The sequence below is a fragment of the Leisingera coralii genome, assembly GCF_049056525.1.
Taxonomy (GTDB): domain Bacteria; phylum Pseudomonadota; class Alphaproteobacteria; order Rhodobacterales; family Rhodobacteraceae; genus Leisingera; species Leisingera coralii.
Genome location: NZ_JBHUPT010000030.1, coordinates 15,369 through 41,511 on the forward strand (window position 1 = coordinate 15,369; position 26,143 = coordinate 41,511).

Here is a 26,143-nt window from a genome sequence, read left to right on the forward strand (position 1 = left end):
AGAAACCGCATGGGAATTGCGAAACGACTGCTTCTGCTGCTTGGCCTGATCGTCCTTGCCATAACGGCAGTGGAGCCCTTGAAAGCCCAGACCGAAAGTGAAGGCGCTGCCGGAAATCACGTGCTTGTCACGGTGGTAGAAGGCCCGATCGGCCCGGCAACCGTGCATCACGTTGAGCGGGTGCTCCAACAAGCCCGGACCGCACCTGCGGAGGCAGTTGTCCTGCAGCTCAACACGCCTGGCGGGCTCGCCGATGCGATGCGCGAGATCATTTCGCAGATACTGCAGTCTCAGGTGCCTGTGATCACCTATGTGGCACCGCCCGGGGCGCATGCGGCCAGCGCCGGGACCTATATTCTCTACGCCAGCCATGTCGCGGCGATGGCGCCTGGAACCAACCTGGGCGCGGCGACACCGATCGCAATCGGCGGGCTCCCAGAAGGCCTGCCCGGCCGGGATCCAGTAAAGGAGCCGGAAGGGGAGAAAGACACCAACGGCAGCCCGGCCCGCAGCCCAACGGCGCCAAAGACTGCCTTGGAGGCCAAGGCAACCAATGACGCGGCCGCGCTGATCCGCAGTTTGGCGGAACTACACGGCCGCAACGCGGACTGGGCCGAAAAAGCGGTGCGCCAGGCCGAGAGCCTGTCTGCAACCAGAGCACTGGAGCTCAATGTCATTGATCTGGTTGCCGCCGACTTGGACGCGCTATTGCGCGATGCCGACGGGCGCAGCGTGGTGATGGGCGAATCCCGGAAGCAGATTTTCACCGCCGGACTGCCGGTCGAGCGGATCGAAATGGACATGGTCATCCGCATTCTAAGCGTTTTGTCGAACCCGAATGTGGCCCTGGTGCTGATGATGCTTGGGGTCTACGGGCTGATCTTCGAATTCTGGAACCCCGGCGCCCTGGTGCCCGGGGTTGTGGGAGCGATCTGCCTCACCCTGGGGCTCTTTGCCCTCAACCAGCTGCCGTTGAATTACGCAGCACTGGCGCTCCTGGGGATCGGTGTGGCCTTCATGGTTGCCGAGGCATTTTCGCCAAGTTTCGGTGTCTTGGGACTTGGCGGGCTGATCGCGTTTTCGCTGGGCGCGGCCATGCTGGTGGATGCCGATACACCCGCCTTCCGCATCTCCTGGTGGCTGATCGCCAGCATGGCACTGACCAGCGCCGCGGTGCTGGTGCTGCTGCTCGGCTACACGATCCGCACCTACCGGCGGCAGCTGGTATCGGGGACAGCACGCATGATCGGCGCCAGGGCCAGGGTGCTCGACTGGCAGGATGGCAGCGGTTTTGTCTGGGTTGAGGGCGAACGCTGGCAGGCGCAGGGGCTTTCCGGCCTGCAGCCGGGCCAATACGTCCGCATTAAAGCGGTCAAGGACCTCACACTGCATGTCATGGCCGACACCGGATCAGGACCGGGAGCAACCAGGGGAGAATAAGATGGAAACACTTCCTTTTGATTGGGTCGCCTATCTGCTGGCAGTCGTCCTGCTGGTGCTATTCCTGCAGGCGGCAGTCTACATCTTCCGCGAGTATGAACGCGGGGTGCTGTTCACGCTGGGCCGGTTCACCCGGGTTTCGGGGCCGGGCTTTGTGCTGATCATTCCGGTGGTCCAGCAGCTGGTGCGGACAGACCTGCGCATGTTTGTCGAAGATGTGCCCAGCCAGGATGTCATCAGCCGCGACAATGTCTCGGTCAAGGTCAACGCGGTGATCTACTTCCGGATCGTCGACCCGCAGCGCGCGATCATCAACGTCGCAGACTTCCGGGCTGCCGTCAGCCAGCTGGCACAAACCACCCTGCGTTCGGTGCTGGGCAAGCACGAGCTGGATGAAATGCTTTCCGAACGCGACAAGCTCAACGCCGATATCCAGGAAATCCTCGACCGCCAGACCGACGCCTGGGGCATCAAGGTGGCAAACGTCGAGATCAAGCACGTGGATATCGACGAAAGCATGGTCCGCGCCATCGCCAAGCAGGCGGAAGCGGAGCGGCTCCGCCGCGCCCGGGTCATCAACGCCGCGGGCGAGTTCCAGGCCGCATCCAAGCTGGTCGAGGCGGGCAAACTGCTGGCCACGCAGCCCAATTCCATGCAGCTGCGTTATTTCAACGCGCTCACCGACATTGCAACGGGCCGGACCACGACAGTTGTCTTCCCGCTGCCAGTCGACCTGCTTCCCAACGCGAAAAAGCCAAAAGAGTGATGCATGTGCGTTGAAGCCTGATCTGGCCAAGGCAAATTTGCAGTCGCGGAGCACTGATGGGAGTACGCCGCCGCCGCGGCATCAGTGCTGGCCGGCTTTGCTGCACAAAAGTCTGGGCAAATTGACGAATAATAGACGCTAGTGGAGCAGGTCTGCTGACAGGCAAATGACGGCGTCACCTCACTATCGGAGGCATCTGCAGTATCCGATAGGAGCAAAGTCATGAAACACGTCAACACTATCATCATCGGTGGCGGCCAGGCCGGGTTGGCCATGGGGCGCTGCCTGTTCGAACATGGCGTTGATAACGTCATTCTGGAGCGCGGAAGGATCGGTGAGAGGTGGCACAGCGAACGCTGGGACTCTCTGAAACTGCTGACCCCGAACTGGCAGAGCCGCCTGCCGCATTGGACCTATGACGGCGATGCGCCGGATGCCTTCATGTCTGTGCCGGATTTCATTGAAAGGCTGGAGGGTTACGCTCGCTCCTATGATGCATGCATCGAATGCGGCACCACCGTCACAGCCGTGCAGCGCCAGGAAAACGGCAGGTTCCGGGTCGCGACGGACCGCGGTGAGTGGAGCGCACAGAACGTCGTTGTTGCAACCGGGTTCTGCGACACCCCGCGTGTTCCCGATTTCGCGGAAAACCTGCCGGATGACGTCGTGCAAATCGTTCCTTCCGCCTACCGCAACCCGTCGCAGGTGCCTGATGGGCATGTGCTGGTTGTGGGCGCTTCGGCGACCGGTCTGCAAATCGCCGAAGAGCTCCTCAAGGCCGGCCGTCCCGTTACTGTATCGGTTGGAACCCATATCCGGGTGCCACGGCGGTATCGCGGGCGCGATATCCTGTATTGGATGGATGCGACCGGCGGGTTTGCTGCCGCAGCCGATCCCGCCGATGAACGGGGCAATCCGCCGCCGCAGCTGGTAGGGTCCGCCGGAAACCGCGATTTGGATCTGTCAACGGTGCAAAAGCTGGGCGCGCGCCTGGTCGGCCGCACGGCAGGTGTCGAGGACGGCCGGATCCTGTTTGCCGATACGCTGCGCCAAAGCGTCGAGAAAGCAGACAGGATGATGTTCGAACTGCTTGGCAAGATCGATGGTTTCATCGAGGCCAATGGGTATGACGTTCCGCCTGCCAAAGCCGGTGAGATCCAGCCTGTGCCGATCCCCGATGAACCCGTGCAAAGGAGCATTGGCACAGACCGCGTCCGCTCCGTCGTTTGGGCAACCGGCTATCAGCGCAAGTATCCCTGGCTGAAAATTCCGGTGCTGGACGAGCGCGGCGAGATTTCGCACAAGGAGGGCATCAGCCCGGTTGCCGGCCTTTATGTCCTTGGAATGCGGTTTCAGAAACGCAAGTACTCCAACCTGATTGACGGCGTCGGCCGCGATGCCGAGGACCTTGCCGGGCATATCGCCGAAAGGGCGAGGGCCATCGCCGCATAATCCAGGCCCAACGTCAGTCCAGCAGCTTCAGCGCGCCAAGGAGCAGATCACGATCCTTGGCGCGCACCAGCGGAAACCCCTGTGCTATTTCGACCGGATCCAGTCTGGTCCCCGACGTTCGGACAGCTGCCCTGGCGCGTTCCAACTCTCCTTCCGAACCTGTTTTGGCGCTGGAAGCCAGAAGATACACCAGATCATCGGCCCGCTTGCGGCTGATGCGATCGAATACACGCAGCGTCTCTTCAAACCGCTGCTGATGAAACAGCGCCCGGGCCAGGTGGCTCCAATATCGCTCCGGGTGGTACGGGTTCAGCCGCATCGATTTGCGAACCCACTCTTCGCCGGCAACCGGCTCGCCCGCAAAAGTCAGAATCTCGCCCATCGCGCACAGCGAGCGGTCGTCGTTGGGGTTCAGAAACAAGGCGCGCTCCTGATGCCAGAGCGCCCGGCGGACATTGCCTCTGGTCAAATGGTTCTGAGCCAGAACCCGGTGGCACTCGCTTTCATTTTCGTCCAGTTCAAGCCCGTGCTCGGCCGCCGCCTGCGACTGATCCACCAATCTTGCCGGGTCATCCAGCTTGTGAACGATCGCCTGGCCCAGACCGCAGGCCAGCCAGGCATGGGCCAGCGCATAATCCGGATCCTTGCTGATCGCCAGCCTGAACAAATCAAGGCATTTCCGGCAATCGGCAGCCGTGAACAAATGGTGATGATACTTGCCTCTCAGCAGAATATCGTATGCTTCCAAACGCTGCGGATCCAAGCCGCGCGACTGCATCAGCCGGGCGCTCTCCACCCGTCCCACAAGCGTCGAGACAACCGTCGAAACGATCTCTGTCTGAACCTTGAAGACATCGCCCATTTGACGGTTGTATTGCTCCGCCCAGATTGCTGTGCCGCGTTCGGCGCTCAAAAGCTGAACACTGATCCGCATCGCATCGCCTGAGCGGCGAACGCTTCCCCTGACCAGAAAGGACGCGCCCAGGGCAGACGCGACTTCATCTTCGGGGGTTGCCCGGCCGCGATACCGGAAGGACGATGGCCGGGCGATAAGCTCCAGCTCGCTGAAACGGGAGAGGGCCGTCGTCAGATCCTCGGTGATACCATCCGAAAAGTACAAATCGCTTTCGTCTGAGAGGTTTTCGAACGGCAGAACGGCCACAACAGGTTTGCCAGTCGAACTGGCCGTCTCGGACCGGGAGGGCGTCCCCGGCAGAGCCGATAGCCCGGAATTGGAAATTGCGTCAAAAACGGCCTGTGTTTCCGGGCTTGGAGTTGTATCGAGGTCCCGCTGCAAAGCCTCGCCGCATAACTTGAACTGGCGCATGGCTTCTGACCGGCGGCCTTGCCGGTTCAGCAGTTCCATCAAGGCGCGATGCGCCATTTCGCAGCACGGGTCTATCGCAAGTTTGCGTCTCAGGGCCGCCTCTGCCTCGGTATCGGCCCCTTGCGCAACCAGTTTGCCGGCCAAACGGTCGATCATGGTACAGGCCATCGCGCGCAGCCTTTCCCGCGTGCCGCGCGCCCAGGTTTCGAATTCCTCGGCCTGGACATGAAAGGACTCAAGGAAGTCTCCCCGATACAGCTCAAGGGCTTCCTGCAGTTCAGCAACGTCATGACAATCCTTGCTGCGAACAAAGACAGAAACATCCGCATCGCAAAGTGACGTGTTCAGCCTCAGCGTATCGCCATCACTGCAGACGGCGGGGCCAAGCACCCGCCGGATTTGCGACAGCGCTTGCCTCAGGTTATGACGGGCACGCTCGTCGCCCGTATTGCCCCACAGCATGGTGGCAACACGTTCGCGCGTGGCCGGGCGGCCGTCTTCCATGGAAAGAAAGGCGAGCAAAGCTTGCGATTTCTTGGCGAGCCCTGAAGCGGCGCCTTTGGATAGCCGAACTTCACTTCCTCCGAAGAACAGCAAGAATACCTGGTTATCCATTTTCCAAGTATATTGGTTGGGCCGCTTTTGACCAGCGAGGCATCTTGAAAGGAGATCAGTTTAAGGCGGAACGGAAAATTGGCGCTCATGCGGCAAGGCCGCTTGCCGTTTCACGAGGTTGCGCCGACAGGCCGGCATCAGGCTCAGGCGTGGCTCCCGCGCTGAGGTGCCGCGCCTTTGGGGCATGGGGCTTCGGATGCAATCTCTGCGGGCCCAATTGAGAGCCGCAGGGATTGCACCGGGGCCTGCGTCTCAGCCCGCTGCGCGGCCTTCGCCAACGAACAGCTTTTGAATGTCGACAAACAGCCCGTCCTCGACCGAGGCTTTCATCTCCGCCCAGGCCTCCGGCGCCTCAATGATGCTGTCATACAGAGCCCGCGGCGCCACCAGGGTTTCCAGCACATCGCCAGAGAACATGTCGGCCCACTGGAACACCAGGCCGCCATCGTCCTGCATGTCCACCAGCCGCATCTCGACACCGGCCTGTATTGGCGCGCCGGGCAAGCCGTGGATCATCGCCAGCTTGGTAAGTTCGACGATGCTGTCTTCCAGCTCCGCGTCGCCGATCAGCAGCTTCTCACGCAGCGCAGGCCAGCCGAACACCAGCCGCGGCGACAGTTCATCGCCGATTGCCCGCGCCTCGGCCGATGCCTGGCCGCCATAGGCCAGGTCAAAGGTGGCCCGGGCCTCATCTTCGAGGGCAACCCAATCGCCAAGCCGCTGCGCCGGCTGGACCGAAAACCACTGGCCGCGCGCCATGTCGAGATAGTTCAGCACCGGATCCAGCATGAATTCGGTGCCGCAGCTGCTGCAGGAGACAACCTGGAACGTGCCCTCGATAATATCCTGCCGCAGATCCGGCCGCCGGTCGGCGTTGACGCTTTCGGCCAGGGTAACGGTGATCTGTTCCTCGCAAGAGGGGCAGGTGACGGTGATATCATTCATGATTGACATTTGTTTGCCCCTTTAGTTGCTCATGTCTTTTTCCAGCCACTCGCGGGCCGGGTGCTTGGGGTTCATCTTGCCGCTGTGGAAGGCGGCATAGATGTCGGCGAACCATTCGCCTGGCGCCCGGAACTGGTAGCCGCGCACCCCTTGCGACCGGGCCGCAAACTCGTAGCTGACCCATTTTCCGGAATAGGCTTCCTGATAGACCCGGCCGCCGATCTGCAGCCGTTTCGTCTCGGTCGCGCTGTACCAGATAGTCTTGTCCGAGCGGATGGAGTCGCACCAGGCTTCGGCTTCCAGCCGCCGCTGGTCCCATTCATCCGCCTCGGCACCGCCTGCGGGGTCCGGCTTGGCATAGTTGCCGCCCGGTTTGGACAGGTAGGAAGCGATGTACGACTTGTCATACTTGAAATGTTTGGCCGCCTTGTCGGCGATCTCGCTGACGTCGCCGCCGTATTCCTTCCAGCCGCCGTATTTCTTGCTGGAGCCGTTGCGTTTCATGACGCCGTATTTGTCGTCCACCGCATGGCCGATTTCATGCAGCGTCGTCCAGTTGAAGGATTGCGCCGGGGTATCGTCCACCGGCTTGCAATTCTCGTCCACCTCGCCCAGCTGCCATTCCTGGCCGATGACGGTCTCCTCTGGCATCTCGGCACGGCCGATGCGCAGCTTGACGTTCTTGGTCATCCGCTTGTTGGCGAAACTGTAGCTCCGGCCGAAGGAGGAAGTGCCCTTTTCGGTGCCGAAACGCTGGACCAAGGCCATCGACGGGTTCTGGCTGGTGTGCCCCTCATCCAGATCGGCCATCAGCGAGAACAGCCGGGTCACATTCGGAGCCATCGCCTCAAGGTCGGTATCCGGGATATTGCCGGCCTTGTCGGTGGTCTGCTTCAGCTCCATGCCAAAGCGCATTTCCAGGACTTTCTTGCAGGCCTTGCGCTTGACCGACGGGTCGAGGGTTTCGAACATCTCGTCCAGCTCCTTCATCCCTTCCTTGGTCTCCAGGAGCTTCTTGATCTTGGCCTCATCCGGCTCTTCATTGGCGTGCATATCCGCCTTCACCTCGGCGATGGTGCAGATCTTCTCGCACTTCTTGAGGTTGTCCAGCGCCTCCTTGGGCTTGAGTTCGCCGGCCATTTCCTCGGCCGCCGACAGGTAGAGACGGGCCTCGTCCACCTCTTCGGCAACGCTGTAATGGGCCTTGTGGCTGACCAGCGCGTCGACCCGCGGCTTCACCTCCCCAAGCTTGGTTTTGTAGGCCGCGTGATGCGTGCCGATGCCCACCGCCTTGTCCAGGAGCTCTTCGGCTGTTTTGACAAACTGCATGGCGGTATTGAACTCGCCTTTGCCCACCGCCCCCTTGGCGCCAAGAATGTTCCGGGCGGAAGCATCGAACAGCCCTTTCAGCGCCGCCGGTTCGGTGTGCTTGGCCTTCTCCTCGCCATGGCGCTTCTCCAGCGCCTTCACTTCGGCATCCAGCTGCACGAATTGCTCGGCCAGCAGGAAGGCACGGGCGACCGAGGAGGCGGCCTGGGCCAGTTTTTCCCGGGCCGAGGGAACCTCGGCGGTTTCATTGAATTCATGATCCGCCTCATCCAGCAGCCGCTGGATGCGGGCCATGTGGTCCTTGACCTGCTGGCAGTCCTTGCCGCCATGCCCCTGCAGCTTTTGCAGCTCGCCGCGCACCGCTTCCAGCTGCTTGTCAAAGCCCTTGGTCTCGGTCGGGCCAGCTTCCTTCAGTTCCTTGGCCATGTCATTCAGAGCCGCCTGGGACTTGGCGGCCGCCGCAACCTTGGCCGCGTCATCCGCAATCGCCTGTGCCACAGCCTTCAATTCCGCGAATTTGCGCTTGGCCTCCTCCCCGGTGAGCTTGGCCAGGCGGAGGTCCAGCCGTTCCAGCTGCAGCGCAACGGTATCGTCCTTGGGATAGTCCTTGCGCAGGTCGGCCACCGCCTTGTCCGCGGCTTCCCGGACGGGTTTGTACTCTTTGTGCTCCTTGCCGATGCGGGTCGGTTCAACGCACATCGGCGCAATCTGATCGACGATCTTCATCGCGTTCGGGTAGGTGTTGGCAGCGACTTCCTCATCGACCTGGTCCAGCAGGCGCTTGGCCCGCACATAGTCCGCTTCAACCGGCGGACACCGCACCTCGAAGAGTTTCTGAACAGCTTCACCGGCCGTATCGCGCTTGGGCTTCAGCTCTGCATGGCGGGTGATCTTGTCCTGCGCCCGGTAGATGTCCCAGGCCGCGGTGTTGATCAGCGCGATGGCCTGGTCGTATTGCCGGTCCGCGATCAGCGCGTCGATCTTGTCCAAATTCGGCTTCATCGCGTCATAGTCGTCCTTGACCAGCGGATCGGTATCTACCGGCGACAGGCGGTCGGTTATCTCATCCTTCTTCTCGTCGACGGCCTTGATGTAATCAGCAAACATTTTCCTGTAGAGATCAGCGCTCTCCTTGGCCTTTTGCAGCTTGGCCAGCGCATCCTTCCACTTTTTGCTGTTGGCATCGGTTTCCGCGGCCGTTTTCTGCTCGCCGTATTTGGCGAACTCCTTGTCCAGCACGTCCTTGGGTTTGCCATAGGTGCCATTGGCGGCATCGAACCAGTCATTGTGCTGCTTGATGGCGCCCTTGAGCAAAGCGTCATAGGCGTCATAGTCCGCCGCCTTGCGCTCAAGGTCCCGCAGCAAGGCCGTCAGTTTGGCAATTTCAGTAACTGCAGCCGCGGGATCCTTGGTGGTCTCTGCCTGCTGCTTGGCATCCTCGAACACCTTGTCGATTGCCTCGGTTTCTGTCTTCAGCGCCTCGCCGCGGTCCTTGGCCGTAGCCGACGTGTAAGCCGTTTTGTGGGCGTCACGGGCGCGTTTGTAGACACTGTACTGGACGAGCTTGTCCAAAAGAGCGGCCAGCTGGCTGCGCGCCGATTCCAGATCAGCCTTGATCCCTGCATCGTCCTGCGGGCTCTTGCCGATTTTGCCTTGTGCGGTCTGCACCGGCTTGACCGCATTGGTGAGCTCCGTGGTGAAAATATTGTCCTTGTCGAGCCCGTCCAGGGAGGTCTTGAAGGATTCAATCGACGTGATGACCCCTGAAAAGTCGCCTGAACCGGATTCGATAGTCGATTTGACATTGTCGACATACCCCGCGTTGCGGGCAAAGATGTCAGCTTCCGACTTGGCGGTGTCCGCCACCTTCTTGGCCTCATCAATATGCTTCTTGGCCAGCTTGTAGTCTTCCTTGGCCACCGCATCAGTGGCCTTGCCTTCCAGCGCCGTAACCTGGTCAGTCAGCCCGCTGACCTTGCCGATGTATTTGGCATCCCAGGCATCCTTGGCGGTCTTCAGCAGCTTCTTGGCATCCAGGTAGGCTTTGTAGTCCTGTGCCATCGCCTGAAGTTTGGCAAACTCCGCAGTGATCGCTTCGCAAATCTTCTGGCCATGCAGGAACTTGGCCTCCTCGCCTTTGACCTTTGCAGAGGCAAGATCCGTCTCCAGCCCGGAGATGTGCTTGGTGATGCCTTCGTGGCCGTCATGGGCCTTGAGATCCTTGATGTTCTGCTCTGCAGTCTTGTAGGCGGCCTTGAAATCCTTGGACCGTTTCATCGCGTCATAGAGCGTGTTGTCCAGATTGTCCGCACGCTCCAGCATTGAAAGGGATTTCAGGAAACTCTTGGTCTTGGAGATGTCCGCGTCCGCAATCAGCTTGCGCATCTGGCCGAGGTAGAGTTTGACCTCCGATGCATCAGGGTGTTTTTCACGGTCGGCAAGGTACCCTTTCACATCGTTCATCTTCTTGGTGTAGCTGGCTGCCCGTTCCGCCCGCCACCTGGCCTGCTGCACGCGGTCGGCCAAGGGCTCCAGCGTTTTCATTGCCACGCCGTATTCGGGGGGATTTGCCGTCCCTTTGGCTTCGGCGGCGTCGAAATCCTCCTTGATCTTGCGCAGGGTGCCCTTGATCAGATCATGCACCGAAGCGTCTCCAAGCGGGTAGTCGGAGAGCAGATCATCGACCCGTTTCTTGCGGTCCGCAAAGAGCGCTGAATACTGCGAACAGGCGTCTGCGTATTTCTCGGCTTCGGCGCAGGTCTTGGCCAGGGGCGGCAAGGCGTCCAGCGCCTCCTTGTACTTGTGCTCCCCTGCCAGCACCTTGGCCGCAGCCAGCCCGTCAGTGATCGTCTTGATCCGGGCCTTGACCGGTTCTTCGTCCTTCTTGTTGTGGTTCTCCAGCGCCTTCACCCGGGGCTCGAACAGTTCGAGCTGCGCTTCCCAGGCCGCCTTGTCAGCCAGCAGCTGGGCGATGTCCCTTTCGCTCTGCTCCAGCTGGCGCATGGCCTCTTCGACCGTTTGGCCGATCTTGACGGGATCGATTTCATCTTTTCCGGACAGCCCGTCCTTGGCGGTATTCAGCGGCTGGCTCAGACGCGCCGGCGGGGTGTCGCCCAAGCTCGTTTCAAACTCCTGCCCCATATGCTCGATATAGCCGCGCACCCGTTCGACCTCTTCGAGAGCCGCGGCGATCTGGGCGGCGCGCTCGGCGCCGGCATCAGCGATCCCCTGCAGGTCATTGGCCGCCTTGCGGGCAGCGGCCAGCCCCTTCTCGTCCTCCAGACCGGTGATGGCAGCACTCAGCTTATCGATGGCAGAGGACTGTTCCGGCAGCACCCGCCGCGCCACATCCAGAGCTTTCTCCATCGAGGAGAGCCGCCGTGTCAGGGTTTCCTTGGCCTTCTCAAAATTTCCGCTGCCTTGATCAGAGGGCTCTTTACCGGTCCCGGTTTCATCGCCTTCGCTTTGCGTATCCGTAGCCTCGGACCTCGCTTCGGTCTCCTGCTTCGCTTCCGGCTGCGGCGCCGGCTGGGACAGTTTCTGCAGCGCCGGCACCAGTTTCTTGGCGGCCGCGATGGCCTTGCCGTATTCGCCGCCCTTGGCCAGCGCAATCACCTGCGCCCAGGCCGCCTGCAGCTTCTCGGCGGCAGTGGGCGCGGCCGCAACGGCCTTGTCATAGATCACCTGGATCTTGGGCTGCAGCGCGTCCCATTTGGGTTTGTTCGGATCTTCGCTTTCTTCCGGGCCCGGCGGGGCCGAGGACAGCTTGTCAAGCGCCTGGCCAACCTTGGCAAGCCCGGCCTCCAGCCGGTCGAACTGTTCCGCCTTGAACAGTTCCAGCAGCTGTTTGTAGTGCTTGCCGAACAGCTTTGCCGTGTCCGGTTCCAGTTCCTGTATCCGGCCACCCAGCGCCTTCAGCTGATCCCGCAGCCCGCTGGTGTCCTTTTGCGGCTCTTCTTTCTGTTCCGGCGGCCGGGCCTCCGGCTGCGGTGCCGCGGTTTGCTGGCTGGCGCCCTCCTCCGCCAGATCGGGATCGTCCGGCAGATCCTCCTCGATCTCGGCTTCCAGCACCTTGCCGGATTCGTCCAGCACCTGAACGTTCAGCCGGACCTTTTCGGACAGCAGGTATTTCTTGAGCTTCTTTGCAATTGAGGGAACGGTCTTGATGCATGTAAGCGACAGGACCTTGCCCTCGACCGTGGCGGTGCCAAAGGCAGCCTTGGTGCCGACACCCTCGTCCTTTGCTGCCTTGCCCACCACCTTGGCAGGCTTTCGGCGGTCCATGCCGAAGTAGTCGTCTTTGGGCCCGCTGCCGGGATTGTAGGCAAAAGTAACCGGCTGCTTCTTTGCCAGCTTTATGAGTTTCTTCAGCTCTCCGCCACGCACATCAAACGCGCCCATAACACTCTCCCCAATGGCTCTACGGCAAATTCCCTCTACTTACGCTAGGTCACCCAAGCTGGTTTGCGCAACGTTTTATGGCGCGGCGGTCCGCAGGGGGACGCCAGCCGCTGCCGCAGCACCTGTAAACGCTGTTCCAACCCGTCCCGAATGTTCGGAAGAGAAGTCCGGACGTGATCCGGGACGGCCCAAAGGACGTTTGGGCGAAAGACCACCGCGCTGAGCACACGGCGGCTCACCTCCCAGACTGCAAATGCGCGCCGAAGAAAGTTCAGGAAAGACCGGGCAGCAAACAGGCACTAATGGCAGATGCTGCCAACAGCGCCAGCGTCAGCCCGCCGATCCGGAGCACCTTTGCGCCGCCCGCGCTGGCAAGGCTGCGCAGCGAAGTCTTGGCGCCAAGAGCCGAAATCGCAATGATCAGCAGCCACTTGGACGCCTCCGCGGCGAAATCTGCCATTTCTTCCGTCATCACCCCGGTGTTTGCCACAAGCGCCAGGGCCAGGAAGACGATCAGGAACCCGGGCACCGGGATCTTGTGCGTCCTGTCCTGTTTACCCGCTGCCGAGACGGCCAGGATCAGAACGCACAGCACCAGCGGCAGCAGGCTCACCCGGACCATCTTCACCAAAGTGGCCAGCTCCGCAGTCTGTTCTGAAACCGTCAGCCCGGCTCCGACGACCTGTGCGACGTCATGGATTGAGGCCCCCAGGACAAAGGCCGTTTGCGCCTCGCTGAAGCCAAACTGAACCAGCGCTACCGGATAGACGATCATCGCCAGCGTCGACAGGGCGGTGACCGCGACCACCGTAAACAGCGTCTCTTGCTCCAATGCCTTGCTCTTGGGAAGGCAGGCCGAAATCGCCAGCGCCGCCGAAGCGCCGCAGATTGCCACCGCGCCGCCGGTCAGCACGCCGGATTGCCAATCCCGGCGCGACAGCAGCAGGCCCAGCAGGATGGTGCCGCCCAGCAGCCCGGCGATCGCGCCAAAGCCGGCCACGCCGAGAGAGGCGATATCGCTCACGCTGACCCGCACCCCAAGCAGGGCCACCCCGGCGCGCAGCAGCGCCTTGGAGGAGAAGGTGATGCCCGGTGCCACAACCGCCTCTTCGGCGAGCGGATTGAAGACCATGCCGATCAGCAGCGCCATCAGCATGACCGGCGCGCCGTAATGCTCCGACAGGAACAGCGCCGCCAGCCCGATCACCGCCGCCAGCGCGACGCCGGGGTAGAGGGAGCGGGTGTTCGACAACAGGGGAGAGGGCCGCCCGAAGGCGGCGCGGTTCAGCTGTGCCAGCATTGCAGTCTCTGCTCAGTAGTCGTTTTCAAAGGGGGACATGGCGACGTAAACGGATTTCAGCTGGCTGAAATGCTCGATCGCCGCCCGCGCATTTTCCCGCCCGATGCCGGATTGACCGACACCTCCGAAGGGCATCTCGACTGGGGTCAGGTTATAGGCATTGATCCAGCAGGTGCCCGCCTTGAGGCGCGACACAACACGGTGGCCGCGGGCGAGATCACGGGTGAAAACCCCGGCAGCAAGGCCGAACTCGGTGCTGTTGGCGCGGGCCACAGCCTCGTCTTCACTGTCGAAATCCAGCACCGACATCACCGGGCCGAAAATTTCTTCGCGGGCGATGGCCATGCCGTCAATCACGTCGGCAAAGACCACCGGGCTGACCCAGGCCGGGCCTTCGGGCAGCGGCAGCGGCGGCGTGACGCGGGTGGCGCCTTCCTGTTCCGCCGCGGCGATGTACCCCTTCACCCTTTCGGCTTGCCCGGCGCTCACCAGCGGGCCGATCTGGGTTTCCGGGTCCATCGGGTCGCCGATTCTGATCCTGGCGGTGCGCTCCGCCAGACGGGCCAGGAAAGCTTCCTTGATCCCCTTCTGCACGAACACGCGGGTAGCGTTGGAGCAGATCTGGCCGGTGGAGTAGAAATTGCCGAGAATGGCGCCCGACACAGCGCTGTCGATGTCGGCGTCATCAAAGACCAGCAGCGGGGATTTACCGCCAAGCTCCATGGTGATGTGTTTCATCTGCCCCGCGGCGGCCGCGGCCACCGCCCGGCCGGTGGGCACCGAGCCGGTGAGCGACACCTTGTCGATACCGGGATGGGTGGTCAGCGCGGCGCCGGTATCGCGCAGCCCTTGCACCACATTGAACAGGCCCGGCGGGGCGCCGGCCTCAGTCAGGATTTCCGCCAGTTTCAGCGCGGTCAGCGGCGTGAGTTCGGAGGGCTTGAAGATCATCGCGTTGCCGCAGGCCAGTGCCGGGGCGGCCTTCCAGCAGGCGATCTGGATCGGATAGTTCCAGGCGCCGATGCCGAGGCAGACGCCCAGCGGCTCGCGCAGCGTATAGGCCCAGTCGCCGCCCAGCGGGATGTGGTCGGCAGTCAGCGTTGCGGCCTGGCAGCCGAAATACTCCAGGCAATCGGCGCCGCTTGCGGCATCAGCCACCCGGGTTTCCGAAATCGGCTTGCCGGTGTTCAGGGTTTCCAGAACCGACAGTTCTTCATTCCGGGCCCGGATGATATCCGCCGCCCGGCGCAGCACGCGGCCGCGTTCGGCAGGCGGAGCCGCGGCCCAAATGGCCTGCGCATCGCGTGCGCAGGCCACAGCCCGTTCGATAATGGACGGGGAGGCGCCATTCAAACGGGCGATCACTTCACCCGTTGCCGGGTTGATGCAATCAAACGGAGCGCCAGCGGCGTCTTCCAGGTAGGCCCCGCCGATATAGTGGGAGGCTTCGGGCTGGCACGGGAATTGCGTCATGCTGGCGCTCCTGATGGTCAGATATGGACGTAGAGGTCGCCGCCTTCGACGGAGACGTCGAAACGGCGGGTTTTGACCGAGGGATCCACCAGGAACTCGCCCGAGCGGATGTCGAACTCCCAGCCGTGCCAGGCGCAGCGGACGATCTCGCCCGCGCGGTCATAGACGAACTCGGTTGAATCGGTTTCCTTGGTGGTGCCGCAGACCGGCCCTTCGCACAGCGCCGCACCCTTGTGCGGGCAGATGTTCAGCAGCGCATGGAAGCCGTCTTCCAGCCGGAACACGCCGATCGGCATGTTGGAGACGGTCACGATCTTGGCCGCTTCCTGCGGAACCTCGTCTGCCTTGCAGGCAAAATGCTTGGTGGTCATGTCAGGGTCTCCTTATTCAGCAGCCTGCGCTGCCGGGCGCGGCAGGCGGGTGTAGACGTCCAGCGCGTTGAGGCCGAAGATCTTCTCGCGCCATGCCGGCGGCACGTGCAGCTTGTTCACGTCGTCATAGTCCCAATGCGGGTAGTCCGAGGCGAACATCAGGGTGTTCTCGCCGTCCATCGCTTCCAGCGTCGCCCAGAGGTGCTGGATGTTCTCCGGCTGCTCCAGCGGCTGGGTCGACATGCGGATGTGGTCCTTGAAGTATTCCGACGGCAGCCGCTTGAGCCACGGAGTCTCCTTGCGCAGCGCCTTGTAGTTTGCATCCAGCCGCCACAGCACCGACGGCACCCAGGCAACGCCGCATTCGATGATCACCACCTTCAGCGACGGCCACTTCTCGAACACGCCGTGCGCGATCAGGCTGGCCATGTGGGTCATCGCGGTCTGGGGCAGGATGGCGTGGGTTTCCCAGAAGAAGGTCGAGGGGCCGGCCCCGACCGGGGTGGAGTTGATGCCGCCCTGGCCGCCCAGGTGCATGGCAAACGGCAGGCCCATTTCGGCGCAGGCCTCATAGATCGGGTGGTAGAACGGGTCGCCGTAGGGGCGCGCGGCGCCGTGGCTGACCAGAACCTGCACGATGCGCGGATGGCTGCCCAGGCGGCGGATTTCGGCAGCGGCCAGATGCGGATCCTGCGGCGCCACCACGATCGAGCCCCAGAAGCGGTCGTCCTTGGGCAGCCAGTAGTCAATCATGTAGTCGTTGTAGGCCTTGCACAGCGCGTTGGCGTAATAGGGGTTGGCCAGAGTGGAGGCTTCGATCGGCTCATCGCCGGTCAGGATCGCCACGTCGATATTGTATTTATCGAGGTGCTTTTCCTTCATGATCAGATAGTTGTCGTCTTCCTCGACCGGGTTGACGTCATGACGGGCGAACCCTTCGGGGTGGAACCAGGGTCGGTGGCCGTGCGGGAAGGCGCCGCGCGGGCCGGTGCGCTCGCCGCGGACGAACATGTCCTTGAAAAGGCCTTCCATATACGGTTCCAGGACCGTGGCGCTGCACCAGTAGTTGTGGCAGTCGCAATCGACAATAAACATGCGCTTCTCCTCTCGCTTGTCCAAGCCGGACGGGCTGTGGGCAATGTCTGCGCGGCCTTGATAAGAACCGGGGATCGGCAAATAAATGCAATTGATATACCTCTTTTAATCGGAAATAATGATTGAATGAACCGTCAGCTGCTCCTCACCTACATGGATGTTCTGGAAACCCGGAACTTCAACCGCACCGCCGAGAGGCTGAATGTCACCCAGTCCACCGTCAGCGCCCGGATCCGGCAGCTGGAGGATGAACTGGGCACACGGCTTTTCGAACGCGGCCGCGGCGGGGCTGATCCGACTGCCGCGGGGCGGCGGTTCGAAACACATTGCCGGTCGTTGCTGGCGGCATGGAGCCTCGCCAGGCGCGATGTTTCGGCGGGGCCGGGGCTCAGCCGCCCGCGGCTCAGGGTTTCGGTCCAGTTCAGCCTGGCGCAATCCGTTCTGGTGGACTGGGCCAAGCAGATCCGGGCGCAGGTGCCGAAGCTGGACCTCTATCTTGAGGCAAATTTTTCGCAGCAGATTCAGCGCGATATTCTGACTGGGGAAGCAGACATCGGAATCGTGTTCGCACCGCAGCAGTACCCGGACGTGCATGTGGCCGAGTTCGGCTCGGAAAACTATGTGATGCTGTCGACCGATTGCAGCAGGTTCCTCGAGGTGGATTGGACCCGCTATATCAAGGTGGCCTACACCTCCTATTTCGACCGCCAGCACGATGAACTGTTTCCGAATCTGGTGCATGTCCAGACGGTGGTTGGCAGTGATGATCTGGCGGTGGACTTCTTGAAAGCAGATGGCGGCACCGCCTATCTGCCCAGCTTGTCAGTGCCCGGCCTGATGGAAACCGTCCCCGGCCTGCAGCTGGTCGAAGGGGCGCCGGTCATACCGCAGCCGCTTTACTCCATCGTCCACAGCCGCAAACGCCATGATCCGCTTGCAGCGCAGGCTATCTCACTCTTTCAGAAGTTGATTCAGAAGCGTACCATCGACAATTTCGATTAAAGAGGCATTTCTGATGCATTTTTCCGGGATGGGTGCCGGGTATCTTCCCACGAATTCAATCGTGGAGGTCCCCGTACCATGCTCATCGCTACCGAAAGCCCGTTTTCCCTGAGCTCAGCAAACTCTCAGCCCTGCTATTCGGGCGGGCCGGCAACGCTGATCTGCAAGGCCGTGATCGACGAGACGCACGACAGTAAGACCTTCGTCTTCGAGGACACCCAGAGCCGCAGCTTTGATTTCAAGCCGGGGCAGTATGTGACCTTCAGCTTCCGGATCGGCGGCAAAACCCATGTGCGCGCCTATTCGATCTCCTCCACCCCGACCCGTCCGCACAATATCCAGGTCACCGTCAAGCGGGTGCCGGGCGGGCTGGTGTCGAACTACCTGAACGATGAGATCCGGCCCGGTGCCGAAATCGAAATTGCCGACATTTCCGGCAGTTTCAACTGGATCGATATCCCCTGCGAAAAGCCGCTGCTGCTGTCGGGCGGCTCCGGTGTCACCCCGGTGATGTCGATGCTGCAGTACATCACCGATGTGACCCTTCCCAAGGATGTGGTCTTTGTGCATTTCGCCCGCTCCCCGAAGGACATCATTTTCCGCGACCAGCTGGAGTTCCTGGGCAAGCGGTTCCGGAACGTGACCGTGCATCTGGTGGTGGATTCGGCGGATGACCCCGCCTTTGACGGCGAAACCGGGCAGATATCGGCAGAGCTGATGCAGCGGCTGGTGCCGGACCACGCCGAGCGCAGCATCTTCATGTGCGGCCCGGAGGGGTTCATGAAAGCGGCCCGTGCGGTTGCTGACGAAATCCCGTTTGCCGCGGTTCACGAAGAAAGCTTTGGCGAGAAGATCACCATCGAGGAAGCCACCGGCACCGGCGGCGAAGTGTTCTTTTCGCTGAGCGGCAAGAGCGGCCACTGCGCCGAGGGCGAAACGCTGCTGGAAGCGGCGCTGAACGCCGGTGTCTGGATTGATTCCGCCTGCCAGCAGGGGGTCTGCGGCAACTGCAAGGTGGTGCTCACCCAGGGCCAGGTCGAAATGCAGGACATGGGCGGGCTGCAGCCGGGCGAAGCCGAGGCCGGCTATGTGCTGGCCTGCTGCAGCTGGCCCAAGGGCGCAGTGGCGCTCGACGCCTGACATACAACCAGCGGGGCGGCCTGAAGAAGGCCGCCTTCACGGCCAGACGGCCGCCCCCCCCCCCCAGCTTCCCCAAAATCAAAAAATGATACCAGCAAGGAGGATGAAATATGTCTAACGGAAACCGGATCCTGGAAGAGCCATTACGGGATCTTCCAATCAAAACGGCCGACAAGGGCTTCTACTCGGGGTTCAGCGTGGACGTGACCGTCACCGGCAAGCTTGCGGTCGGCGGGCTGGTTCTTTGGGCCGTGGCCTTTCCGGAGAACGCCGGATCGGTATTGTCGGGTTTCAACAGCTTCATCCTGTCCCACTTCGCCTCCTGGTACATCTATGTGATGGCTGCTTTTGTGCTGGTCTGCATCGGCCTGGCGCTGTGGCCCGCTGCCGGCCGGTTGAAGATCGGGCAGGACGGCGACGTGCCTGAGTTTTCGAATTTCTCCTGGTTCTCGATGATGTTCGGCGCCGGGATCGGGGTCGGCATGCTGACCTGGGCGGTGGCCGAACCGGTCTATCACTTTCAGAACAATCCGGACGTGATCCAGGGGCTGGCCACCGCGGCAGGCGCCGACAATGTGCTCAACGCCTACAAATGGTCCTATCTGCACTGGGGCTTCTCGGCCTGGGCCTCTTATGCGATTGCCGGGCTGGCGCTGGGATTCTTTGCCTACCGCCGCGGGCTGCCGCTGACCATCCGATCTTCGCTGACGCCGCTGTTCGGCAGCCGCCTGTCAGGCTGGACCGGGCATCTGATCGACATTGTTGCGGTGATTGCCACCATCCTGGGCGTTGCCCAGACGCTTGGCTTCGGGGTCGAGCAATTCGTGGCCGGCATGGCGCGGATCGGCATCGGCGGCTGGCTGCTGAACGATGAGGGCACCGCCTCGGTGACCGGCATTATCGTTGCGCTGCTGATCATCATGGGCGCTTCCACCCTGTCAGCACTCTCCGGGGTCGGCAAAGGGATCAAATGGCTGTCGAACCTCAACATGGGGCTGTCGATCTTCCTGCTGGCCTTCTTCCTGCTGTTCGGGGCCACCGGCTTTGGCATCCGGGCCCTGTTCGTCGGGCTGTGGGAATACGTCATGGCCCTGCCGGAGATGCTGTTTACCGTTTACCGCGGCGACGGCAGCGGCGGCGCTGCAGACAAGCTGGAAGGCTGGCAGGGCGGCTGGTCGGTGTTCTACTGGGCCTGGTGGGTGGCCTTTGCCCCCTTTGTCGGCCTGTTCCTGGCCCGGATCTCGCGCGGCCGCACCATCCGCGAGTTTGTCCTGGGCGCGGTAATCGTGCCGGCCATCATGTGCTTCGTCTGGTTTGCCTTTGCCGGCGGCACGGCCATTGACCTGGAAATGACCGGCGGCGCGGATGGCGTGATTTTCGGCGCATCGGACGGCGACAAGATTTTCGCCATGACCAATTTCATGCTCGGCGATGTGCTGGGCTGGATGATGGCAGTGGTGATCGTGGTTCTGCTGATGACCTATCTGGTTACTTCGGCGGATTCGGCCGTGCTGATCGTGAACACCATCAACGCGGCCGGCGACGAAGGCCCCAAGGCGCGCCCGCATATCGTCTTCTGGGGCGTGGCCCTGGGCCTGGTGGTCGCAGCGCTTCTGCTGGTCGGCGGGCTGAAGGCGATCCAGACCGCGATGGTGATCGGCGCCCTGCCGTTCTCGCTGGTGATGGCGCTGATGTGCATTGCCCTGATCAAGGCGATCCTGCGCGACAGCATCCGCGCGTCGCGCGCGGACCAGCCGAGCTTGCCGCAAGGCGGCACCTGAAGCATTTTCCGCTGTGCCGGCCTGGGCCGGCACAGCGGAATTCATGCAAGGCTTATGGCGGGCCGCATGAAACCAAGGCCCAAGCGGCGCCGGCTCAGCGGCCCCAAAAAGCATTCAGCAGCATCGCAGCGGACGGCAGCGTCCCGCCGGTTCCGTAAAGATCTGCTTTTCACCGCAAGCGCGGCATACTTTCCGTGAACAGCCGTCTCAAGGATCCGGAACCGATTGAAATCAGGCGGCACGCAGATGCCGCAGATCACGCCGCTTGATGCACTGGCGGGCAAGGTTTCCGTAAACTCTGCGAACATACTGCCGCCCGCGTTCTCCTTCCAGGCCATGAGCGGCAACCAATTCCGGGAACAAACTGAACAGCTCTCGTTTTCCTGCAGCGCACAGACCCCGGACAGCCTCAGGGCCGGGCCAAAAGGTTTCTGTTGCAATGCCTTCCGCAAAAATCACCTCATGCCGCCCGGTCATGAGGTGCACATAGGTGACCGGCCCGGCCGCATTGGCCAGCTGGGTGCAGGCTTGATCGGCTTCAGCCAGCAGTTTTGCCGAGAGGAAACTCTCATCAAAGCGGAATTCCCCTTCAAAAGCGCGGCCTTCGGCCAGCAGGCGGTGCTGGGGGGACAGCAGCATCGGCCGCTCCGGGGACAGCAGGCCGCCCTGCCGGAGGCAATACGGTCTCAAGTGAGGGCGCTGTTCCAGCTCGAAAACACTCAAGGTGCGTTTGCCTGTCCAGATCACCGGCTGATAGCCGTTGTCCGCCGTTTGCAGCAGATCGCCCGCTCTGATCTGCCCGGCAGGTACCATTCCACGCTTTGTCAGCAGCCTGACATGGGGTGTGAAGCAGGGGATGCCCGCGGAATAGAGCTGCGGGGCGGTGGAGATCTGGGACGGGGCAACGCCCTCCAGCACCAGCTTTTCACCGCTGGGGAAGGCCAGCAGCGCATTGCCTGAGCCGTCGTCGGTGACAGAAACATCCCAGGCGCGGATGGCTCCGTCAGGCCCGGTGCCGCCGGTCAGGCCGGACACGTCCAGCTGATCATTGAAGAAACCATCACTGTCATCATCGCCGATGCTGAAATCGCTGACGGTGTCGATGCCGCCGGATCCGGTCAGGATCAATTCGTCATAACCGCTGCCGCTGGTGATCGAGTCATTGCCGGCGCCAAAGGTGACCGTGTCATCGCCGGCGCCCGCATCAATGGCCACGCCTGCGCTGTCGTCTGCCGCGTCCACCACGTCGGCCTGATCCGTCAGGTTCAGCGCCTCGATCTCGGCGAATGTGATGGTGTCTGTGCCGCCGGTGATCGTGCCGGCCTCGCCGCCCGTATAGGTGACGGTCAGACCCGAGGTGACAGCAGTCAGGTCAACCGTGTCGAAGTCGGTTCCGGCCTCGCCGCCTTCCAGCGTGTCATTGCCGAAGCCATCGGACATCTCGAACGTATCGGCGTCGGCCTCACCGTACATCAGGTCCGCATCCGCACCGCCGATCAGCAGGTCGTTGTTATTGCCGCCGTACAGAGTGTCATTGCCCGCACCGCCGTCCAGCGTGTCGTTGCCGTCGGTTGCCACGATGCTGTCATTGCCAACGCCGCCGACCAGGCTGTCGTCCCCCGCCGAGTTCTTCAGCGTGTCATCGCCTTCGCCGCCGATCAGGGTGTCGTTGCCAAGACCCGTGGTCAGGCTGTCATTGCCCGCGCCGCCTTCAATGTAGTCGTCACCGTCGCCCCCGGCCAGGGTGTCGCCGCCCGCGCCGCCGATCAGCGTGTCGGCGCCCGCGCCGCCCTCGATGACATCGTCGCCGTCGCCGCCGTCCAGGCTGTCGTCGCCCTCCTCGCCGAACAGGGAGTCATCCCCGCCCTGGCCATAGACCACGTCGTTGCCTGCGCCGGCCAGAATGGTGTCGGCCCCTTGTTCAATCGGTGTGACGACCGGATCGTCGATCGTGCTGCCGGAAAGGGTGAACCCCGCCAGGCCTTCGCGTGTCTGCAAGGTGAACTCGATCGAACACCGGTCCTCGAACCCGGCCGAAAACCATGCATCCTGATCGGTGTAGCTGTTCAGCTCGGAACCGGTGGCGGTTACCATGCTGCCGTCAACCGCGGTGCCGAGCGATGTGTCCTGCGCCACCCCGAAGGAGGTGAAGCTGTTGCCGTCGATGATGACCGCTTCGGCATCGCCATAACCGCTGTTGTCATCGATGTCGTTGAAGGTGGCGGTCGAGTTCAGGAAAACCGGCTCACCGGTGTCAGGATCGAAAAACTCCAGCCGGAATGCGGCCTGGTCGCCCGGGTCATCACCGTCCAGCAGGATTTCCGCCCCCGCGGTGTAGCCGAACTCCACCGACATGTTCGGGTTGGATTTCTCCACCAGCACCAGCCTGCCCCAGACCTTGCTGCCGTCCTCCAGGGTCGCGATATCGCTGAAGATGGCATAGTTGCCCGCGGTTCCCGACGAACCGTCATGAGAGATGCTTTGGATATTATTGATGTCCAGCACCAGGGGAGAGGCGTCCAAACCCTGGTCAAAGCCATCCCCCATGTCGCCATAGACAGTGTCATTGCCGGCTCCCGCATCAATGACATCATTGCCTTCCTCGCCGGCAACCGTGTCCTGGCCCGCGCCGGCGTCGATCGTGTCGTCGCCGGTTGTGCCGTCCATCTTGTCATTGCCCTCAGTGCCAATTTTATTGGCCACAAGGCCGTCGACCCAATCTGGTGTTGCCATGAGGTATTTCCGGCCTTCTTTCTAGCACGAGAACAGTCGCGCATGAGTCAATCGCATTCGAACTTGGCCGCATGCAGCGCGCCTGTCGGAATTGTCGATACACGGCCATAGAAGAAGAAAACGTAAACCCGGCAGAACTTGTCAGAACTGAAGCAGCTCCTTGGTAAATCTCCGAAGTCCAGGAATATCTTGGGAGGCGGACAGGGTGATCAGGCGGATCGGCCAGCTGAGTTCTGAAGTCAGAGCTGCGGCAGAAACATTGGCTTTATTGGCAGCCGCCAGAATATCCTTGTCGACAATGGCGCGGCCTGCACCCTGTGCGACCATGCCGATTAACGCAGTCTGTGTCTGCCCTTCCGCACGGATGTGAAACGACACGCCTTCCCGGTCGAACATATGCTCGACGGCACGGCGGAAGGGGCTGTAGGGCGTCAGCATGACCTGCGGGATGGCGGCAAGTTCGGCCGCCGAAATGGACTGTGCTCCGGCCATGGGATCATCATGGGGCAGAATTGCGACAGGCTGGATATCTGTCAGCCGGGTGCACGTGAGATTGGGATCTCCCGGGTCAGAGGAGACAATTACGCAATCGGCGCGGCCTTCCCGCAACGCCGCAAGCCCGGCGCGTTCGTTCAGGACATCGACATCGATCCGTAGGGCGGAAAATTCCGCCATGAGTCTTCCTGCCGCGACGGCAACGCGGGTGTCCGCCACCGCCGGCACCGTCGCGACCCGCAGATGCCCGCCCGTTCCGGAGGCGATCTGCATGGCGGTTTCCCGAATCCGGCCCAAGCCCTGATAGTGTTTCTGCACCGCCTGCTGCAGGCTGTGCGCAGCCGCAGTGGGTTCGAACTTGCGGCCCGACCGGTCAAACAGCGCCACTCCCATTTCGGCTTCCAGTTCTGCCACGACCCTGCTGATCGCGGGTTGCGAAATATGCAGGGCGTCTGCTGCCTTGCGGGTCGAGCGGTGGCGGTAGGCCATCTGGAAAAGTTCGATCTGGCGGGCAGTGATACGCATGCGGACTGATAACATTTGAGTATCAAAAAATACAGTAAGATGATTTTTCATCCACATCGAGTGACACTAACTTGCCCGGCAGGACCTGCGACAAGGAGACCGCCGTGCCCGCCGACTTCGCCGTACTGCTGCTTGCCATCACTGCCGGCGCCGGGATTCAGGCGGCGGTCGGGGTCGGTTTCAGCATCGTGGCCGCGCCGGTGATGATGGTGCTGCTGGGAACCGCCACGGCGGTCCCTGTGCTGCTGATGCTGAACACGATGGTCTCGGCTCTCGCAACCGACCGTCAGGCGTGGCTGCGGGACAAGCCCCTGATCCGGAATGCCGTGTCTGGATGCCTCGCAGGGATCGTGCTGGGGCTGCTGATCTATCCCTATCTGTCAGAGCGCACGGTCCTGTCGCTGACCGCCATCCTTCTTCTGATCGGCGTAGCCTCATCGCTGAAAAAGCAAAGCAGCCCTGCCGGCCGGCATGGGTTCCGGGCAATCTCGGGCCTGTCGGGGCTGGCCACGGTCTGGGCCGCGACACCCGGGCCGCTAATGGTTCTGGGCCTGCTGGCGTCCGGGCGGACCGCCCAGGAAGCCCGCAAGCTGGTGCAGCCGGTGGCGCTGGCCGCCTATGGCACAGCCTTTGCCCTGCATTGCCTGTCGGACTGGGCCGCCTTTGCCCGTGCCCCCTGGCTCTGGCAGTTCGCGGCGGCGGCCGTTCTCGGCAGCCTGCTGGGCCGCCTGATCGGCCCTCATCTGCCGCAAGCCGCCATCACGCTTGCAATCCGCGTAATCTCCATTTTCGCCTGTGCCGCCCTGTTCCGGCGTGCCTATCTGATCGGATGACAAGAAATGACTGAACGGATGAACATTGCTGCGAAGCTTGCGGAGTTTCCGCGCGTCAGATTGATGACAGGGGAAACGCCGGTTGAGCGGCTGGAGCGTCTGTCGGACTGCCTTGGAATTGATTTGTGGATCAAGCGGGACGACCTGACCGGCCTCAGTTTTGGCGGCAACAAGACCCGCCAGCTGGAGTTCTATTTCGGCGAAGCGCAGCAGCAGGGGGCGGATACCATTCTGATCACCGGCGCGGTGCAATCGAACTTCGTCCGCTCAGCGGCTGCCGCGGCTGCAAAGCTGGGCATGCAATCGGTGCTGCAGCTGGAGGAGCGGGTGCCGGGCATGGGCGGTCTTTACTACCGCTCCGGCAACGTGCTTCTGGCGCAGATCCTGGGAGCCGAGCATATGAGCTACCCCCTGGGCGAGGATGAAGCCGGTGCCGACAATGCGCTGCACGAACGCGCCGACCGGCTGCGGGCGGCGGGGCGCACACCCTATGTGATCCATCTGGGCATGAATCATCCGCCGCTTGGCGCGCTTGGGTATGTGCCCGGCGGGGCAGCGCTGAATGATCAGATTGGAGATTTCGACGCGGCAGTGGTTCCGTCGGGCAGCGGCTCGACCCATGGCGGCTTCCTGACCGGCCTGCGGCTGTCCGGGCAAACCGCGCCGGTCTACGGCATTTGCGTCCGCCGCGATCAGGACCAGCAGCACGCCCGGATGCAGAAGGTGCTGGGCAAACTGGCGGATTTGATGAAGTTCGATCCGGCGCTGGTGATGGATAGCATCAACGTCTGGGACGGCGCGCTGGCGCCTGGCTACGGGCGGGTTGGCAGCAGCGCCCGCGAGGCGCTGACCCTGATGGCCCGCACCGAGGGCATCTTCCTGGATCCGGTCTATACCGCCAAGACCTTTGCCGGGCTTCTGGGCCTGCTCGAGGAAGGCGTGATCCGGAAAGGGCAGAAGGTCGTCATGCTGCACACCGGCGGGCAGCCTGCGCTCTTCGGATACCAGGAGGAGCTGCAGCCAAACTGACATAACAGGAACCTGCGGCCCGTGGCTGAGTGAAGCGCACTCTGGCGAACCACCGGAGTGCGGCGGGTTCCTGCTGGCCATTTGCGCCGGG

At 62.2% G+C, this 26,143-nt stretch carries 17 protein-coding genes; 8 read left to right on the forward strand and 9 right to left on the reverse strand.

The genetic code is table 11. The features are described from left to right. Window positions 1–9: 9 nt before the first annotated feature. From ACFMBG_RS11675 to ACFMBG_RS11685, 3 genes are all read left to right on the forward strand, one after another. A complete protein-coding gene (locus ACFMBG_RS11675; RefSeq protein WP_421054872.1) occupies window positions 10–1,440 on the forward strand; it encodes an NfeD family protein in 1,431 nt (476 codons plus the stop codon). Between the two features lies 1 nt (window position 1,441). Next, complete coding sequence (locus ACFMBG_RS11680; RefSeq protein WP_421054873.1) at window positions 1,442–2,206, forward strand: slipin family protein; 765 nt, start codon at window positions 1,442–1,444, stop codon at window positions 2,204–2,206. A gap of 222 nt (window positions 2,207–2,428) precedes the next feature. Next, window positions 2,429–3,658, forward strand: a complete 1,230-nt coding sequence (locus ACFMBG_RS11685; protein ID WP_421054874.1) for an NAD(P)-binding domain-containing protein — start codon at window positions 2,429–2,431, stop codon at window positions 3,656–3,658. 13 nt (window positions 3,659–3,671) lie between these two features. Here ACFMBG_RS11685 and ACFMBG_RS11690 read toward each other — a convergent pair whose 3' ends face one another. The 7 genes from ACFMBG_RS11690 to ACFMBG_RS11720 form a co-directional block, all read right to left on the reverse strand. After that, on the reverse strand, window positions 3,672–5,600 hold the full coding sequence (locus tag ACFMBG_RS11690; protein ID WP_421054875.1) for a BTAD domain-containing putative transcriptional regulator: 1,929 nt from the start codon (window positions 5,598–5,600) through the stop codon (window positions 3,672–3,674). Between the two features lie 252 nt (window positions 5,601–5,852). Next, window positions 5,853–6,554: a CpXC domain-containing protein gene (locus ACFMBG_RS11695; protein WP_421054876.1), complete on the reverse strand. Its 702-nt coding sequence runs from the start codon at window positions 6,552–6,554 to the stop codon at window positions 5,853–5,855. A 12-nt stretch (window positions 6,555–6,566) separates the two neighbouring features. Continuing rightward, window positions 6,567–12,275, reverse strand: coding sequence for a hypothetical protein (locus tag ACFMBG_RS11700; protein ID WP_421054877.1), 5,709 nt, complete (start codon window positions 12,273–12,275; stop codon window positions 6,567–6,569). A 271-nt stretch (window positions 12,276–12,546) separates the two neighbouring features. After that, window positions 12,547–13,575, reverse strand: coding sequence for a YeiH family protein (locus ACFMBG_RS11705; protein ID WP_421054878.1), 1,029 nt, complete (start codon window positions 13,573–13,575; stop codon window positions 12,547–12,549). Between the two features lie 12 nt (window positions 13,576–13,587). Next, window positions 13,588–15,048, reverse strand: coding sequence for a betaine-aldehyde dehydrogenase (gene betB / locus ACFMBG_RS11710; RefSeq protein WP_421054879.1), 1,461 nt, complete (start codon window positions 15,046–15,048; stop codon window positions 13,588–13,590). 17 nt (window positions 15,049–15,065) lie between these two features. Continuing rightward, window positions 15,066–15,419: a Rieske (2Fe-2S) protein gene (locus ACFMBG_RS11715; protein ID WP_421054880.1), complete on the reverse strand. Its 354-nt coding sequence runs from the start codon at window positions 15,417–15,419 to the stop codon at window positions 15,066–15,068. A 12-nt stretch (window positions 15,420–15,431) separates the two neighbouring features. Continuing rightward, window positions 15,432–16,514, reverse strand: coding sequence for an amidohydrolase family protein (locus tag ACFMBG_RS11720; protein WP_421054881.1), 1,083 nt, complete (start codon window positions 16,512–16,514; stop codon window positions 15,432–15,434). Between the two features lie 126 nt (window positions 16,515–16,640). Between ACFMBG_RS11720 and ACFMBG_RS11725 the strand changes: the two genes are divergently transcribed. The 3 genes from ACFMBG_RS11725 (at window position 16,641) to ACFMBG_RS11735 (ending at window position 20,437) form a co-directional block, all read left to right on the forward strand. Next, window positions 16,641–17,516, forward strand: a complete 876-nt coding sequence (locus ACFMBG_RS11725; RefSeq protein ID WP_421054882.1) for a LysR family transcriptional regulator — start codon at window positions 16,641–16,643, stop codon at window positions 17,514–17,516. 78 nt (window positions 17,517–17,594) lie between these two features. Next, a complete protein-coding gene (locus ACFMBG_RS11730; protein WP_421054883.1) occupies window positions 17,595–18,656 on the forward strand; it encodes an FAD-binding oxidoreductase in 1,062 nt (353 codons plus the stop codon). Between the two features lie 110 nt (window positions 18,657–18,766). Continuing rightward, window positions 18,767–20,437, forward strand: a complete 1,671-nt coding sequence (locus tag ACFMBG_RS11735) for a BCCT family transporter (RefSeq protein WP_421054884.1) — start codon at window positions 18,767–18,769, stop codon at window positions 20,435–20,437. A gap of 231 nt (window positions 20,438–20,668) precedes the next feature. Here the strand turns inward: ACFMBG_RS11735 and ACFMBG_RS11740 are convergent, their stop codons facing one another. Continuing rightward, window positions 20,669–23,170, reverse strand: a complete 2,502-nt coding sequence (locus tag ACFMBG_RS11740; protein WP_421054885.1) for a Hint domain-containing protein — start codon at window positions 23,168–23,170, stop codon at window positions 20,669–20,671. A gap of 141 nt (window positions 23,171–23,311) precedes the next feature. After that, the gene (locus ACFMBG_RS11745) at window positions 23,312–24,241 is read right to left on the reverse strand and encodes a LysR family transcriptional regulator (RefSeq protein ID WP_421054886.1); all 930 of its coding nucleotides are present in this window, start codon (window positions 24,239–24,241) and stop codon (window positions 23,312–23,314) included. Window positions 24,242–24,294: 53 nt separating this feature from the next. Here ACFMBG_RS11745 and ACFMBG_RS11750 point away from each other — a divergent pair, with 53 nt between their 5' ends. After that, window positions 24,295–25,023 (forward strand): sulfite exporter TauE/SafE family protein, encoded by a 729-nt coding sequence (locus ACFMBG_RS11750; protein WP_421054887.1) that lies wholly within the window; start codon window positions 24,295–24,297, stop codon window positions 25,021–25,023. A 63-nt stretch (window positions 25,024–25,086) separates the two neighbouring features. Beyond that, window positions 25,087–26,052 carry a D-cysteine desulfhydrase family protein gene (locus tag ACFMBG_RS11755; RefSeq protein WP_421054888.1) on the forward strand — a complete coding sequence of 322 codons (966 nt, stop codon included), beginning with the start codon at window positions 25,087–25,089 and terminating at the stop codon, window positions 26,050–26,052. Window positions 26,053–26,143: the final 91 nt, after the last annotated feature.